Origin of the sequence: Actinoplanes auranticolor (assembly GCF_018332655.1) — a bacterium.
Lineage (GTDB): Bacteria > Actinomycetota > Actinomycetes > Mycobacteriales > Micromonosporaceae > Actinoplanes > Actinoplanes auranticolor.
This window is the reverse complement of the sequence record NZ_BOQL01000007.1, coordinates 36,069-49,984: the sequence shown is the minus strand read 5'-3', so window position 1 is coordinate 49,984 and position 13,916 is coordinate 36,069. Positions and strand designations below refer to the sequence as shown.

The following is a 13,916-nucleotide window of genomic DNA, read 5'->3' as shown; positions in this document are numbered from 1 at the left end:
GGTGAGATGAACGCCGGGTGGACGTGCTCACTCCGAGATCGACACGGCCACGACGCTGATCGTCATGGCTGCATCCGTTCCGCTCCTCCGCACCGTATGACGGGTGAGGATAAGCGTTCGCACGCCGGAAACACCCCGCGCGTACCGTAACGTTCCAGGTCAGGCACGGTACGTCGGGACGGGGGACCGCACGTGGATCTGCACACGGTCGTCGAGGTCGTCAGTCCGGCCGAGGTGGGGCAGTGGCGGCCGGGGGATGCCTGGCTGGCCGGCGGGACCGGCCTGTTCGCCGAGCCGCAGACCGGTGTGACCCGGCTGCTCGACCTGGTGGCCGCGGGCTGGACCCCGGTCACCGCGTCCGGCAACGGCCTGGAGATCGCCGCGACCTGCACGGTCGCCGACCTCGCCGGGTACGCGGGCGCCCAGCACTTCACCGCCTTCCACGAGCTGGCCACCGCCTGCTGCCGGGCCTTCCTCGCCTCCTTCAAGATCTGGAACGTGGCGACCGTCGGCGGCAACCTGTGCGCCGCCCTGCCCGCCGGACCGATGATCGCGCTGACCGCGGCGCTGGACGGCGAATGCCTGATCCTCGGCCCGGCCGGCGAGCGACGCATGAGCGTGGTGCGGCTCGTCACCGGTGACGGCGCCACCGCCCTGGCCCCGGGCGAACTGCTGCGCTCGATCACGCTGCCGGCCGCCGCGCTGACCGGCCGTACGGCGTTCCGTCAGGGCTCGCTGTTCGCCCACGGCCGGTCCGCCGTGCTGCTGATCGGCCGCCGCGCCGGGGCCGGGCTGGTCCTGACGGTCACCGCCGCGACCGTGCGCCCGTTCCAGCTGCGGTTCGCCGAGGTCCCGGGGGCCGGCGAGCTGGCGGCCGCGCTGCGGGACACCATCGCCGCCGACGACTATGTGGACGACGTGCACGGCCTGCCCGCCTGGCGCCGGCACCTGACCCGCCGGTACGCCGAGGAGATCCGCGCGGAGCTGGCCGGATGAGCGTACGGATCAACGGCACCGACCACGACGAGCCGCCCCGCCCCGGGCAGTGCCTGCGGACGTACCTGCGCCAGGAGGGCTGTTTCGGCGTCAAGAAGGGCTGCGACACCGGCGACTGCGGAGCGTGCACCGTGCACGTCGACGGCCGGCCGGTGCACAGCTGCGTCTATCCGGCGTTCCGGGCCCAGGGCCGGCAGGTCACCACCATCGAGGGGCTCGCGCCGCCGGACGGGCTGCACCCCGTGCAGCAGCGCTTCCTGGACGCGCAGGGCTTCCAGTGCGGCTTCTGCACGGCCGGCATGATCATGACGACCGTGGCCCTGGACGAGCCGAAGCCGGCCGACCTGCCGCGCGCGCTCAAGGGCAACCTGTGCCGATGCACCGGCTACCGGGCGGTCGCCGACGCGATCAACGGGGTGCGGACGGTCGACGAGCCCGGCGCCGGACCGGCGATCGGCGACGGCCTGGGCGCGCCCGCCGGCCCGCAGGTCGTCACCGGTACGGCGCGCTACACCTTCGATGTGGACGTGCCCGGCCTGTTGCACCTCAAGGTGTTGCGCTCGCCGCACGCGCACGCCCGGATCACCGCTATCGACACCGCCGCGGCGCTGGCCGTGCCCGGTGTGCATGCGGTGCTGACCCACGAGGACGCCCCGGCTCGGTACTTCTCCACCGCCCGCCACGAGCATCCGACCGAGGACCCGGCCGACACCCGGGTGCTCGACGACGTGGTGCGGCACGTCGGCCAGCGGGTCGCCGCCGTGGTCGCGGAGACCGAGGCCGCCGCGGAGGAGGGGTGCCGGCGGTTGCGGGTCGCGTACGAGATCCTGCCGGCGGTCCTCGACCCGGAGGCCGCGATGCGGCCCGGCGCCCCCGCCGTGCACGGCGACAAGGTCACCGGGCACCGGATCGCGCGCGCGGCCGACAACGTGGTGGGGGAGCTGCACGCCGAGCTGGGCGACGTCGAGGAGGGGTTCGCCGGCGCCGACGTGGTCTACGAGGAGACCTTCCGGACGCCCCGGGTCCAGCACGCCGCGCTGGAGACGCACGGCGCGATCGGCTGGCTCGACGGGACCGGGCGGCTCACCCTGCGCACCAGCTCGCAGACGCCGTTCCTGACCCGGCGGGCCCTGGCCGAGCTGTTCGAGCTGCCCCTGGACCGGGTCCGGGTGCTGACCGGCCGGGTCGGCGGCGGCTTCGGCGGCAAGCAGGAGATGCTGGTCGAGGACCTGGTGGCGCTGGCCGTACGGCGCACCGGCCGGCCGGTCAAGCTGGAGTACACCCGGGCCGAGCAGTTCACCGCGGCGACCACCCGGCACCCGTTCACCGTACGGATGAAGGCCGGCGCCCGCCGCGACGGCACCCTGACCGCGCTGTCCCTGCGGGTCGTGTCGGACACCGGCGCGTACGGCAACCACGGCCCGGCGGTGATGTACCACGGCTGCCACGAGTCGATCGCCGTCTACCGCTGCGCGAACAAGAAGGTCGACGCGTACGCGGTCTACACCAACACCGTCCCTTCCGGAGCGTTCCGCGGCTACGGCCTGGGCCAGGTGTCGTTCGCGGTCGAGTCGGTGCTCGACGAGCTGGCCCGCCGGCTCGGACTGGACCCGGTGCTGGTGCGCGAGCGCAACATCGTGCGCCCCGGGGAGCCGCTGGCCGCGCCCGGCGATCATGCCGACGACCTGGTGATCGCCAGCTACGGCCTGGACCAGTGCCTGGACGCCGTCCGGTCGGCGGCTGCCGGGCCGCTCACCGAGCCGGTGCCGGACGGGTGGCGGGTCGGCGAGGGCATGGCCCTGGCGATGATCGCCGCCGGGCCGCCCGGCGGGCACTTCGCCGACGCCGCGATCACCCTGTTGCCCGGCAGCCGCTACGAGATCGCGGTCGGCACGACCGAGTTCGGCAACGGCAGCACCACCGTGCACGCCCAGCTCGCCGCGGACACCCTCGGCACCACCCCGGACCGGATCGTGGTCCGCCAGTCCGATACCGATGTGGTCGGCCACGACACCGGCGCCTTCGCCTCGACCGGGGTGGTGGTCGCCGGCCAGGCCGTCCTGCAGGCGGCGCGGTCGCTGCGCGAGCGGCTGCTCACGCTGGCCGGACCGGGCGCGGTCAGCCTCGGTGCGGACGCGGTGACCCTGCAGGACGGTCAGGTCAGCCTCGAGGACCTGGCCGCGTCCGGCACGGCGCCGGTACGGGCCGAGGGGCACTGGACCGGCACCCCGCGCTCGGTGGCGTTCAACGTGCAGTGGTTCCGCATCGCCGTCGACCCGGGCACCGGTGAGCTGCGGATCCTGCGCAGCGTGCACAGCGCGGACGCGGGCACGGTGCTCAACCCGCTGCAGACCCGCGGCCAGATCGAGGGCGGGGTCGCCCAGGCGCTGGGCGCCACGCTGGCCGAACACGTGGACATCGACGCCGGGGGCCGGGTCACCACGGCCGGCTTCCGGCAGTACCACCTGCCGACGTTCGCCGACGTACCGCCGACCGAGGTGGTGTTCGCCCGGACCGAGGACGCGATCGGCCCGCTCGGCGCCAAGTCGATGAGCGAGAGCCCGTTCAACCCGGTCGCCCCGGCCCTGGCCAATGCGCTGCGCGACGCGACCGGCGTGCGTTTCACCGACCTGCCGTTCACCCGCGACCGGATCTGGCAGCGGCTGCGGGCTGAATGAGCGCCGCCTTCAGGAACGGGACGGCCGGCTCCGCTGGTTGACGCAACCATTCGATTGCTATATGTTGAGTGGCAACCAAGCAGTTGCTATAAGGGAGACGACATGACCTTCCCCGACCGGATCGAGCGCACCCTCCAGCTGAGCCAGCCGCCGGAGCGCGTCTGGGCGGCGCTGACCACCGCCGAGGGGCTGGGCACCTGGTTCGGCAACCGCGCCGAGGTCGACCTGCGCGTCGGCGGCCGGGCCACGCTCACCTGGGACAGCGGCGACAGCGCGGTGCTCACCATCGAGCGCCTCGAGCCGCCGCGCGTCTTCGGCTACACCTGGCCGGTCAGCGGCCTGCCCGCCGAGGACCCGCGCCGCACCTACGTCGAGTTCACGCTGGAGCCGCACGGCACCGGCACCACCCTGACGATGGTCGAGAGCGGCTTCGCGCAGCTCCCGGACGACGGCCAGCACAAGGTGGCCTACTCGGGCAACATCGAGGGCTGGACGAACGAGCTGGGCGAGCTGGTCGCGTACCTCGATGGCCGGTCCTGATCCCGCCCGGCCCCAGCCGGATCTGGAGCAGGTGGCGCAGGAGGTCTTCACCGCGCTGGCCGACCCCAGCCGGCGGGTGATCCTCGCCGCGCTCGCCACCGGCGGGCCGGCCACCGCGACCGACCTGGCCGCCCAGCTGCCGATCACCCGCCAGGCCATCGCCAAGCACCTCGCCCTGCTCGCCGAGGCGGGGCTGGTGGTGGCTGAGCGGGGCGAGCGGCGCCGGGTCCGCTACCGGGTGGACTCCGCGCCCATGAAGGTGGCCCAGCAGTTCCTGGGCGCCCTGGCCCGCGACTGGGACGGCCCGCTGGCCGCCCTGCGGGACCACTTGCGATGACCTGACCGAACCGCTGACAGGAGTGTCCGATGCTGCTACTGGAGCCCCGTTGCGTCACCGTTCCGGCGCGCGCGTCATGAGCGCGCCGGCGGGAAACCTGCCCGAGGTGGTGTCCCGCGAGCAGTGGCTCGCCGCCCGCCGGGAGCTCCTGGCGAAGGAGAAGGACCTCACCCGGACCCGGGACCGGGTCAACGCCGACCGCCGCCGGCTGCCGATGGTCCGGGTCGACGAGCCGTACACCTTCGAGGGCCCGGACGGCCCGGTGCGCCTGCTCGACCTCTTCGAGGGCCGGCGGCAGCTGGTGCTGCACCACTTCATGTTCGCCCCGGAGTGGGACCAGGCCTGCGCGAGCTGTTCCTCCGCTGCGGACGGGATCGGCCGGCTGCGGCAGCTGCACGTCCGCAACACCACGCTCGTGGCGGTGTCGCGCGCGCCGTACCCGAAGCTCGCCGCGTTCCGGGAGCGGATGGGGTGGCAGTTCCCGTGGTACTCGTCCTACGGCACCAGCTTCAACTTCGACTTCCACGCCACCCTCGACGACCGGGTCGCGCCGGTGCTGCTGCACTTCCGTACCGAGGACGAGCTGGCCGAGGCCGGCACCCCGTGGACGGGCGGACCGTGGACGCCGGGCATGCGCGGCTCGGAGCTGCCCGGGATCAGCGTGTTCCTGCGGGTCGGCGACGAGGTCTTCCACACCTACTCCACGTACGGGCGGGGCATCGAGGACTTCCACAACGGCTACCCGTACCTCGACCTGACCGCGCTCGGCCGGCAGGAGGCGTGGGAGGAGCCCCCGGGCCGGGCGACGCCGCTCGGCCTGCACGTCGGCGGCCCCGCGATGCGCGTGCCCGACGCGTACGGGACCTGACGCGCCGGGCGGGGCGCCGGCAACCGAACGGCGACGCAGGGGCATCCGTCCTGCGATCAAAGCGTCCGGGGCAGGGCCGAAGGGAACGGTGAACCTGGCGATCGGCCAGGCGCCGTACTCCGAGAGGAACCTCCTTGCGCTCGCTTCTTCGCCGTTTCGCCCTGGCCGCCCTCATCGCCCCCGCCGCCGTCGGCGTCTCGATGGTCGCGTCCCCGGCCGAAGCCGCACCGGCGACCGCACAGGCCCAGAGCGTGCAGGCCCAGACCGTGCAGGCCGACGTCGTCCGCCTCACCAACGCCCGGCGCACCGCGGGCGGCTGCAGTGCCGTCACGGTCAACGCCCAGCTCACCGCGGCCGCCGTCGGCCACAGCACCTGGATGGCCCGGACCGGCACGTTCTCGCACACCGGCAGCGCCGGCTCCACCTTCGTGGTGCGGGCCAAGGCCGCCGGCTTCGCCCGCCCGTCCAGCGAGAACATCGCCTGGGGCTACCGGTCCGCCACCGATCTCGTCAACGCCTGGATGAAGAGCCCGGGTCACCGCGCCAACATCCTCAACTGCAAGTCGCGCACGGTGGGCGTGGGCGTCGCGTACGCCGCCAACGGCGCCCCGTACTACACCCAGGTCTTCGGCTACTGAGCGGAACGCGCCGGTCGGGCACTTGACCGAGCAGGTCGAGCAGCATCAGCAGGAAGAACTGCGCTCCCGTGCCGGACGCCGCGCCCAGCACCGTTCCCACGGCGGCGTCCGTCACGCTCACCTCGGCCGCCGCCTCCTCGTGCCAGGTGATGTCGACCGTGCCGGCGGTGGTCAGCTCGAAGTCACCGAGCCGCCGGCCGTCGCGGGTGAGCCGGCTGACGTCCGGGCTCTTCGGACGGAACCGGTACGTCACCGCGCCGTGGACCACGGTCACCTGGTACGAGCCGCGCCGGTACCGCCCGGAACCGGGGCGCAGGGTGACCGGCGAGCCGTCCACCGCCATGCTGAGGCGGCGCGCGTCGCGGGTGCCGATCGGGATGTGTTTCTTGAGGCCGGTGTCGTCGAGACGCCCGATCACCGCTGTGCCGGACCGGCCGGCGAGGGTGGCCGCCACCGCGACGCTGCCGTCACTGACCGCCACGGCGACGGGCTGGTCCATCGTCTCGGTCACCGCCCCACGACAACGAAGCAGATCAATGACCCGGTTGAGTCCCGCCGGACGGGGAATGACGTGCGTCATGGATGCTCGGGTGATGGTGTTCGCGCCGGTGCCACTGCTGACCGTGACTCTCGAACAACAGGCCGATGTGGTCGAGCTGCACGTCCATCCCGGCGGCCAGGGCGTCTGGCAGGCCCGCATGATCGCGGCGCTCGGGGTGCCCGTCACGCTGTGCGTGACCGTCGGTGGTGAGGCCGGCGAGGTGGTCGAGCGGCAGCTGGTGGAGCAGGACGTGACCGTGCGCGCGATCCGCCGGGAGTCCTCCAGCGGCTGGTACGTGCACGACCGGCGCGACGGCAACCGGACCGAGCTGGCGCAGCATCCCGGCACGCCGCTGCTGCGCCACGATCTCGACGAGCTCTACAGCGTGACGCTGACCGAGGGTTTGCGCGCTCCGGTCAGCGTGCTCAGCGGCCCGCAGGATCCCGCCCTGGTCGATCCCGAGGTTTACGGCCGCCTCGCGGCGGATCTGACCGCCAACGGCGGCGCCGTGGTGGCGGACCTGTCCGGCCCGTACCTGGCGGCGGTGGTCGATGCCGGCGTGACGTTCCTCAAGGTGAGCCACGAGGAGCTCATCGACGACGGTCTGGCCGAGGACGACAGCGCCGACGCCCTCGTCCGGGCGGGGCGCGAGCTGCGTGACCGCGGCGCCGGCTCGGTGCTGATCAGCCGGGCCGGGGACCCGGCGCTGGCCTTCGTCGAGGACCGGGTGATCGAGGTACGCCAGCCGCCGTTGCGGATCGCCGACCACCGCGGCGCCGGCGACTCGATGAGTGCCGGGGTGGCCGCGGTCCTCGCCCGCGGCGGCGACACCGAGGAGGCGATCCGCACCGGCGCCGCGGCCGGGGCGCTCAACGTCACCCGTCACGGGCTGGGATCCGGCCGCGCTGAGGCGGTGGCGGAGCTCGCCGGCCGGGTCAGCCTCGACACCCTCGACAAGAAGTAGGGGACATGGACGGATCTCGGCCGCGGCTGCTGGTGACCAACGACGACGGCGTCCAGGCCCCGGGCATCCGCCGACTCGCCCGGGCGGCGCGCGACGCCGGGTACGACGTGACCGTGGCGGCACCCCGGGAGGAGGCGAGCGGGATGAGCGCCGCGCTCACGGCCGTCACGGAGGAGGGCCGGGTGCGGTTCAGCCGTACGTCGCTGGCCGGGCTCGAGGACGTGCCGACGTTCGCGGTCGCGGCGTCGCCCGCCTACATCGCCCTGCTGGCCGGCCTGGGCGTCTTCGGGCCGGTGCCGGATCTGGTGCTCTCCGGGATCAACCGTGGCGCCAACGCCGGACGGGCGATCCTGCACTCGGGCACGGTCGGCGCGGCCGTGACCGCGGCGGCCGGCGGGGCGCGGGCGATGGCCGTCTCGCTGGACGTGCTGTCGCCGGCGGAGGGCAGCGCGGCCAGCGGTGGCGCCGCGATCGCCGCACTGGACACGGTGGACGACGAGCAGCGGCACTGGTCGACCGCCGCCGAGCTGGCCGCGAGCCTGCTGCCGTGGCTGGTGGACGCACCGGCCGGAACGGTGCTCAACCTCAACGTTCCCGATCGCGCGCCGGACCGGGTCGCCGGGTTGCGCCGGGCGACGCTGGCCCCGTTCGGTCAGGTGCAGATGGCCGTCGGGGAGTCCGGGGAGGACTTCGTCCGGATGACCATCGAGCAGAACGCGGACCGGGTGGCCGGCAGCGACATCGACCTGCTGGCCGAGGGCTACGCCACCCTCACCGCCGTACAGCCCCTGGGTGAGGCGGGCGATCTCACAGTGCCCGGGGACGCCGGGCGGACGGGCGTACCGGAGGGGATCGTCCGCCCCCGGACCCCGGCCGACGAAGCCGCCCGCCGGCCCTGACCGGTCAGGCGCCGGTCGCCTTGCTCAGGTCGTTGCCGTAGTAGGCCCCGGCGCCGTGCTTGCGGGAGAAGTGCCGGTCCAGCAGCCACTGCGGGGCCGCGGCGGACGGGTTGAGGGCGAGGGTCTTGAGCGCCATCTCGGCGACGGCCTCGCAGACGATGGCGTGCTCCACCGACTTGCCGGCGTCCTTGCCCCAGGTGAACGGGCCGTGGTTGGCCGCCAGTGCCGCCGGGGTGGCCTGCGCCGCCTCGTCGTCGCCGATCAGCTCGATGACCGCCAGTGCGGTGTTGAACTCGTAGTCCTGGGCGCACTCCTGCGGCGTGAGGTCCCGGGTGACCCGGACCGGACCGCTGAAGGTGTCGGCGTGGGTGGTGCCGAGCACCGGCACGTCCCGGCCCGCCTGGGCGAACGCGACGGCGTGGGTGGAGTGGGTGTGCGTGATCCCGCCGATCGAGGGCCACCGCAGGTAGAACGCGCGGTGGGTCTCGCTGTCCACCGACGGCTTCAGCCGCCCGGCGACGACCCGGCCGGTCTCGAGGTCGACCGGCACGAGCAGGTCGGCGGTCAGGTCGTCGTAGGCGACCCCGGACGGCTTGATCAGGTAGATGCCCGCGGCCCGGTCCACGCCGCTGACGTTGCCCCAGGTGAGCGCGGCCAGGCCGGCTTTGGGGATGAGCCGGTTGGCCTGCAGTACGGCCTCGCGCAGTGCCTGGTCGTCGGTCATGCGGTCTTCCTTCGCGTCCGGGGCGGTCAACCGCTGATGTTAACGTTCACACGGTGTCTCCGTCGACCGGGACGCCACATTCGGTCCGATCAGCCGGCGGCCACGATCATCTCGATCTCGACGCAGATGTCGAACGGCAGCTCGGCCACCCCGATCGCGGAGCGGGCGTGCGCCCCGGTCTCCCGGCCGAAGACCCGCACCAGCAGGTCCGAGCACCCGTCGATCACCGCGGGGGTCGCGGTGAACCCGGGCGCGCAGTTGACCATGCCGAACACCTTGAGCACCGACGTCACCCGGTCCAGCGAGCCGAGCTCGGCCCGCAGCGTCGACAGCAGGAACAGGCCGGTCAGCCGGGCGGCCTCCCGCGCCTGCTCAGCCGTGACGTCCGCACCGACCTTGCCGCGTACGAGGCTGCCGGCGATCGCCTCCGGCGGGATCTCCCGATCGCTGCGCCCGGGCAGCCGGCCCTGATCGTCCACCCGCAGCGGGCGTTCGCGCTCGCGGTCGGTGGGGGCGGCACCGGGCAGTCGGCCACCGAGGTACGCGCCGAGTTCGATGCCGCCCGCAGCGCGATGGCCGCCGCCAACACCCGGCTCACCACCCGCGCCACCGGGGGCGCCGGTGAGCCGCCGTGCTGCCCGGTCACCTCGGCCTTCCACTGTGTCGCGGTGCGCCGCGGTCACCTGGTCTCCCTCGACGACAGCGAGGCGCTCGACGCCTGCCCCAAGCTCAGGAACCGTCCGCAGGGCCGGTTCTCGGCGGTCTGTGTGCCGGTCACCTTCATGGGCCGGTCGCTGGGCGTCCTGCACACCACCGGCGCCGCGGGCCGGGTGCCCGCCGCCGAGACGCTGTCCGGGCTGTCCCTGCTGGGCGCGCAGGCCAGCAACCGGATCGGCACGCTGCGCTCGTTCGAGCTGGCCCGGATGCAGGCCGGCACCGACGCGCTGACCGGCCTGCCGAACCGGCGCGCGTTCGAGAGCGCGGTCCGCGCGCGCCTGCGCGACGGCGGCCGGCTGGCGTTCGCGCGGTGCTGGTCCTGGACCGGCTGCGGGCCGCGCTGAGCGAGGCGATCGACGGCGGTACGCCCCGGTTCACCGCCGGCTTCGGCGTGTGCGCCAACCTCGGGCACGCCGAGTTCGACGATCTGCTCCGGATCGCCGACAAGGCCCTCTACCGGGCCAAGCACGAAGGAAAGGACCGGGTGGTCGCCTCCGGCGTCCCGGAGCACAGCCGGCAGTCCCCGGCAGCCGCCGCCCTGTCGAGCACCGGCTGAGCCGGTCGTCAGAACGGGCGTTGCCGCCGGGTACGCAGCGTCGCCCAGACCATCTTGCCGTCACCGGTGGTTATGGCGCCCCAGGCCGTGGACTTGCCGTCCACGGTGCGCAGACCCCGGCCGCGTTCGCCGGCCGGGTGGTGCAGCAGGCGCGGCAGCCGGGGATCACCGTCGCGCACCGAGAGGTGCAGTCCGGCGCCGCGCCGCCACACGGCCGCGCCGAGGTCCGTGCCGGCGTGCTCGATGGCGTTGCCGACCAGCGCCGACATGATCGCCCGGCTGGGGGCCACCAGCTCCGGCATCCGCCAGGTGTCACAGGCGATGTCGACGAGCTCGCCGGCCACCTCGACCGACGACGCCTCCGGCGGCAGCCGGCTCAGGCAGAGGCGTTCGGTCGGTGGCGTCGGCTTGGCCATCGCGGCCCGCGCCTGCGCCACAGTGGGGAAGGCGGGCAGGAACTGGCCGGCGCCGAGCCGACGCAACCGGCCGGCCAGCGGGGCCACCGGAGACAGGGCCAGCGCCAGCCCGACCGGCGGATACATGGCCGCGGCGGCTCTGTTGACCGACAGCCACATCGCCGCGCTGACGGCGTACGGGTCGTCGAACTCCGCCAGGTCGGCGATGATCGCGGTGGGATGCTCGACGAGACATTTGCGCAGGCCCCCGTACAGCTCCGTGCTCAGGCGCAGGCTGAACCGGCCGCGGACGGTGATCTCCAGCAGGCCGGTCTCCACATCGCAGGTGACCGAGAAGCACGCGCCGCGATCGTCGCCGCCGAACAGGTAAGGAGGACCGACCTCCGCCATGGAATCACTCCCGAATGAGACCGCCCTCGTCGCACGGCCATCTGGGAGTCTGTTCGCGTCGTCACCCGCCGTCAACGCGGGTCTCGGGCCACCACCCTAACGAGCGACGCAGCGCGCCCCGTCGATGCGGTAGGCATGATGCATTTCAATGGGCGCCCCGTCGGTCGGCGGGCCATCGAGGGCGGTCACGCGTCCGGGTCCCAGGCGATGAGGCGGTCGAAGACACGCTTGTCGCCGTCGAGCTCGAGAGATTCCGGCGGGATCCGGCCGTAGAAGAAGAGGACCAGGTCACTGGCCGTGAGCCGGGCGGAGGCGTCGGCGGCGTCCGCGCCGTCAGCGGTCGGGGGCAGCGGGGCGACCCGGGCGCCGCCGGCCGAGAGCCACAGGCGCCAGGAACGGCCCTCGGTGGCGTGGTAGTCGACGACGGCGGGCTCGTGCGGCCAGGCGGCCGTCGTCGCGCAGCAGGTGACCTGGAACTCCTCGACGCCGTCGAGAGCGACCTCCTCCGGCAGCGGCTGCGGGCTGCCCACGGTGACCTGGGCGTCGTAGGTGTGCACCGCGATCTCCTGGAGCTGGTGCCGGGCGGCGGCACCGGTGGTCTGCGGTGACTGCGACCGGCCCCACCACGTCCAGCAGCCCCGGTCCGGGCCGGCCTCGCGCAGCGCGTCGAGCAGCTGCCGCGTCGACTCCGTCCACCAGTCCAGCAGGGCCTCGCGGTCCTGGGGCGCCGTCGACTCCCATCCGGATCTCGCCGGGGGAGCGTCGGCGGGGCCCGCGGCGACGATGGCCGCCCACTTGCGGCGCCCCTCGCCCAGATGCTGGGCCAGATCGGCCAGTGTCCATCCGGGACAGGTCGGCACCGGAAGGTCGAGACCGGGCGCGGACGCCAGCGCCGCGCGGAAGGCGTTCGACCGGTCGTCGATCAGCCGCAGCAGATCGGGGAACTGCAGGGTGTGGGTCACGCCGAGTGTCTATCACTGCGCTGCGGCGACCGGACAGCGATTTACCGGCCGGCCTCCAGCGCGGCCAGCAGCCGGTCCACCTCGCCGACGGTGTTGTAGTGGTAGATGCTCGCCCGTACGGCGCCGCCGCTGTCGCGCAGCCCCGTCGCGGTGAAGTACTCGTAGGCGTAGTAGTCGCCGGAGAAGACGCAGATGCCCTGCTCGCCGAGCCGCCCGGCGGTCTCGGCGGGAGACTCCCCGCGGACCCGGAACGACACCGTCGGGCACCGCTGCGCCGGGGCCGGCTGGACGGTCACGGCCGGGTCGGCCGCCAGGCCGGCCAGCAGCCGTTCCAGCAGCTCCGCCTCGTACGCGGCGGCCACGGTCAGGCCGGCGACCACCCGGTCCCGGCGCGTCGTACCCGCTGCGGCCGGAGCTCCGCCGGCGAGCTCCGGCAGGGCGGCCAGGTGCTCGACCGCGGCGGTGACCCCGGCCAGCAGCTCGAAGCTCGGGGTGCCGGACTCGAAACGCTCCGGCACCGCGTCGGACGACGGGATCAGCTTGGCCGGCCGCAGCCCTTCCCACCGGGCCGGCTCGGCGATCACCGCGGCGAGGTGCGGACCGGACCACTTGTACGCGCTCGTCACGTAGAAGTCGGCGCCGAGCCGCCGAACATCGGTCGGCACGTGCGCGGTGGCGTGCACGCCGTCGACGTGGACCAGCGCCCCGGCCGCGTGCGCCAGGTCGGCGATCTCCCGCACCTGGGGCATCGCGCCGGTCACGTTGCTGGCCGCGGTCACCGCCACCACCCGGGTACGCGGACCGACCAGTTCGGCGTACTGCTTCGCGGGCAGGTCCCCGCTGTCGGGGTCGAACTCCGCCCAACGCACGATCGCCCCGGCGGCCTCGGCGGCCTGCACCCACGGCCGCACGTTGGCGTCGTGGTCGAGCCGCGAGACGACCACTTCGTCACCGGGCCGCCAGGACTGCGCCAGTGTCCGCGCCACCACGTAGGTCAGGGCGGTCGCGCTGGGCCCGAAGACGACCCCGCCGGGCTCGCCGCCGACCAGGTCGGCCACCGCTGCCCGGGCCGCGGCGACGATCTCCCCGGCCCGGCGGCCGGGCTCGAAGGCCGGGCTGCGGTTGGACACGGCCCGCCGCAGCGTGCCGGCGACGGCGTCGACGACCGGCCCGGCGGCCTGGGTGCCGGCTGCTCCGTCGAGGTGGGCGAAGCCCTCGGCCAGAGCGGGGTAGGTGGCCCGGACCCGGGCGACGTCGTACGTCATGGGCCCGACCTTAACGCAGCCTCAGGCGGGGCCCGCGCGCCGTTCCGCCGTGGTGATGTAGTCCTGCAGGAGCTTGCGGGAGTGGGCCAGGGTGTCGAGGCGCTCGTCCAGCTCGTCGCGGCGGGACCGCAGGGTGTCCAGCAGCTCCGCGCAGGGCTCGAGGTCGGGGGCCGTGCCGCTGACGCAGGGCAGCAGGAAGGCGATCTCCGGGGTGGACAGGCCCGCCTCGAGCAGCTTCCTGATCTGGGTCACGGTCACGACGGCCTCGTCGGCGTACTCCCGGTAGCCGCTGGGGCCGCGGCCGGGGCTCAACAGCCCCTGGGAGTCGTAGTACCGCAGCAGGTGGGCCGGGACTCCGGTCCGCCGGCTGAGTTCTCCGATCAGCACCGCGGTTCTCCTTGACCTTCACACCGGTATGAAGGTTG

The 13,916-nt window shown here is 73.8% G+C and carries 17 protein-coding genes; 10 read left to right on the top strand and 7 right to left on the bottom strand.

Features of this window, described 5'->3' with window-relative positions; all coding sequences use genetic code 11:
* Positions 1-192 precede the first annotated feature (192 nt).
* The 6 genes from Aau02nite_RS04410 (at position 193) to Aau02nite_RS04385 (ending at position 6,057) form a co-directional block, all read left to right on the top strand.
* On the top strand, positions 193-996 hold the full coding sequence (locus Aau02nite_RS04410) for an FAD binding domain-containing protein (RefSeq protein ID WP_212987010.1): 804 nt from the start codon (positions 193-195) through the stop codon (positions 994-996).
* A complete protein-coding gene (locus Aau02nite_RS04405; protein WP_212987009.1) occupies positions 993-3,674 on the top strand; it encodes a molybdopterin-dependent oxidoreductase in 2,682 nt (893 codons plus the stop codon). The genes Aau02nite_RS04410 and Aau02nite_RS04405 overlap by 4 nt, the downstream gene beginning before the upstream one ends.
* A 102-nt stretch (positions 3,675-3,776) precedes the next feature.
* Complete coding sequence (locus Aau02nite_RS04400) at positions 3,777-4,214, top strand: SRPBCC domain-containing protein (RefSeq protein WP_212987008.1); 438 nt, start codon at positions 3,777-3,779, stop codon at positions 4,212-4,214.
* Positions 4,201-4,551 carry an ArsR/SmtB family transcription factor gene (locus Aau02nite_RS04395; RefSeq protein ID WP_212987007.1) on the top strand — a complete coding sequence of 117 codons (351 nt, stop codon included), beginning with the start codon at positions 4,201-4,203 and terminating at the stop codon, positions 4,549-4,551. The genes Aau02nite_RS04400 and Aau02nite_RS04395 overlap by 14 nt, the downstream gene beginning before the upstream one ends.
* 49 nt (positions 4,552-4,600) lie before the next feature.
* The gene (locus Aau02nite_RS04390) at positions 4,601-5,419 is read left to right on the top strand and encodes a DUF899 domain-containing protein (protein WP_246594888.1); all 819 of its coding nucleotides are present in this window, start codon (positions 4,601-4,603) and stop codon (positions 5,417-5,419) included.
* A 134-nt stretch (positions 5,420-5,553) separates the two neighbouring features.
* A complete protein-coding gene (locus tag Aau02nite_RS04385) occupies positions 5,554-6,057 on the top strand; it encodes a CAP domain-containing protein (RefSeq protein ID WP_246594887.1) in 504 nt (167 codons plus the stop codon).
* Here the strand turns inward: Aau02nite_RS04385 and Aau02nite_RS04380 are convergent.
* Entirely contained in the window at positions 5,972-6,568 is a 597-nt protein-coding gene (locus Aau02nite_RS04380) for a hypothetical protein (RefSeq protein ID WP_212987006.1), read from the bottom strand. The two genes, Aau02nite_RS04385 and Aau02nite_RS04380, sit on opposite strands and share 86 nt — an antisense overlap.
* A gap of 67 nt (positions 6,569-6,635) precedes the next feature.
* On the opposite strand from Aau02nite_RS04380, the gene Aau02nite_RS04375 reads away from it, so the two are divergent.
* Entirely contained in the window at positions 6,636-7,562 is a 927-nt protein-coding gene (locus Aau02nite_RS04375) for a 1-phosphofructokinase family hexose kinase (protein WP_246594886.1), read from the top strand.
* A gap of 5 nt (positions 7,563-7,567) precedes the next feature.
* The gene (gene surE, locus Aau02nite_RS04370; protein WP_212987005.1) at positions 7,568-8,461 is read left to right on the top strand and encodes a 5'/3'-nucleotidase SurE; all 894 of its coding nucleotides are present in this window, start codon (positions 7,568-7,570) and stop codon (positions 8,459-8,461) included.
* A 4-nt stretch (positions 8,462-8,465) separates the two neighbouring features.
* On the opposite strand, the gene araD is transcribed toward surE, so the two are convergent.
* Positions 8,466-9,185, bottom strand: coding sequence for an L-ribulose-5-phosphate 4-epimerase AraD (gene araD / locus Aau02nite_RS04365; protein WP_212987004.1), 720 nt, complete (start codon positions 9,183-9,185; stop codon positions 8,466-8,468).
* Positions 9,186-9,274: 89 nt separating this feature from the next.
* The gene (locus tag Aau02nite_RS04360; protein ID WP_246594885.1) at positions 9,275-9,868 is read right to left on the bottom strand and encodes a RidA family protein; all 594 of its coding nucleotides are present in this window, start codon (positions 9,866-9,868) and stop codon (positions 9,275-9,277) included.
* Here Aau02nite_RS04360 and Aau02nite_RS04355 point away from each other — a divergent pair.
* Complete coding sequence (locus tag Aau02nite_RS04355) at positions 9,854-10,246, top strand: GGDEF domain-containing protein (RefSeq protein WP_212987003.1); 393 nt, start codon at positions 9,854-9,856, stop codon at positions 10,244-10,246. The two genes, Aau02nite_RS04360 and Aau02nite_RS04355, sit on opposite strands and share 15 nt — an antisense overlap.
* A complete protein-coding gene (locus Aau02nite_RS04350; RefSeq protein ID WP_212987002.1) occupies positions 10,213-10,458 on the top strand; it encodes a nucleotidyl cyclase domain-containing protein in 246 nt (81 codons plus the stop codon). Before Aau02nite_RS04355 ends, Aau02nite_RS04350 begins: the two co-directional genes overlap by 34 nt.
* 8 nt (positions 10,459-10,466) lie before the next feature.
* Here Aau02nite_RS04350 and Aau02nite_RS04345 read toward each other — a convergent pair whose 3' ends face one another.
* The 4 genes from Aau02nite_RS04345 to Aau02nite_RS04330 form a co-directional block, all read right to left on the bottom strand.
* Entirely contained in the window at positions 10,467-11,264 is a 798-nt protein-coding gene (locus tag Aau02nite_RS04345; RefSeq protein ID WP_212987001.1) for an ATP-binding protein, read from the bottom strand.
* 185 nt (positions 11,265-11,449) lie between these two features.
* Positions 11,450-12,226, bottom strand: coding sequence for a maleylpyruvate isomerase family mycothiol-dependent enzyme (locus Aau02nite_RS04340; RefSeq protein WP_212987000.1), 777 nt, complete (start codon positions 12,224-12,226; stop codon positions 11,450-11,452).
* 41 nt (positions 12,227-12,267) lie between these two features.
* Positions 12,268-13,491: a cysteine desulfurase-like protein gene (locus Aau02nite_RS04335; RefSeq protein ID WP_212986999.1), complete on the bottom strand. Its 1,224-nt coding sequence runs from the start codon at positions 13,489-13,491 to the stop codon at positions 12,268-12,270.
* Between the two features lie 21 nt (positions 13,492-13,512).
* A complete protein-coding gene (locus Aau02nite_RS04330) occupies positions 13,513-13,878 on the bottom strand; it encodes a MerR family transcriptional regulator (RefSeq protein ID WP_246594884.1) in 366 nt (121 codons plus the stop codon).
* Positions 13,879-13,916 lie beyond the last annotated feature (38 nt).

Excerpts from the sequence above, each read along its gene's own strand:
- Aau02nite_RS04335 (WP_212986999.1), bottom strand. The coding sequence starts at position 13,491 with ATGACGTACGACGTCGCCCGGGTCCGGGCCACCTACCCCGCTCTGGCC.
- Aau02nite_RS04400 (WP_212987008.1), top strand. The coding sequence starts at position 3,777 with ATGACCTTCCCCGACCGGATCGAGCGCACCCTCCAGCTGAGCCAGCCG.
- araD (WP_212987004.1), bottom strand. The coding sequence starts at position 9,185 with ATGACCGACGACCAGGCACTGCGCGAGGCCGTACTGCAGGCCAACCGG.
- Aau02nite_RS04345 (WP_212987001.1), bottom strand. The coding sequence starts at position 11,264 with ATGGCGGAGGTCGGTCCTCCTTACCTGTTCGGCGGCGACGATCGCGGC.
- Aau02nite_RS04405 (WP_212987009.1), top strand. The coding sequence starts at position 993 with ATGAGCGTACGGATCAACGGCACCGACCACGACGAGCCGCCCCGCCCC.
- Aau02nite_RS04375 (WP_246594886.1), top strand. The coding sequence starts at position 6,636 with ATGGATGCTCGGGTGATGGTGTTCGCGCCGGTGCCACTGCTGACCGTG.
- Aau02nite_RS04395 (WP_212987007.1), top strand. The coding sequence starts at position 4,201 with ATGGCCGGTCCTGATCCCGCCCGGCCCCAGCCGGATCTGGAGCAGGTG.
- surE (WP_212987005.1), top strand. The coding sequence starts at position 7,568 with ATGGACGGATCTCGGCCGCGGCTGCTGGTGACCAACGACGACGGCGTC.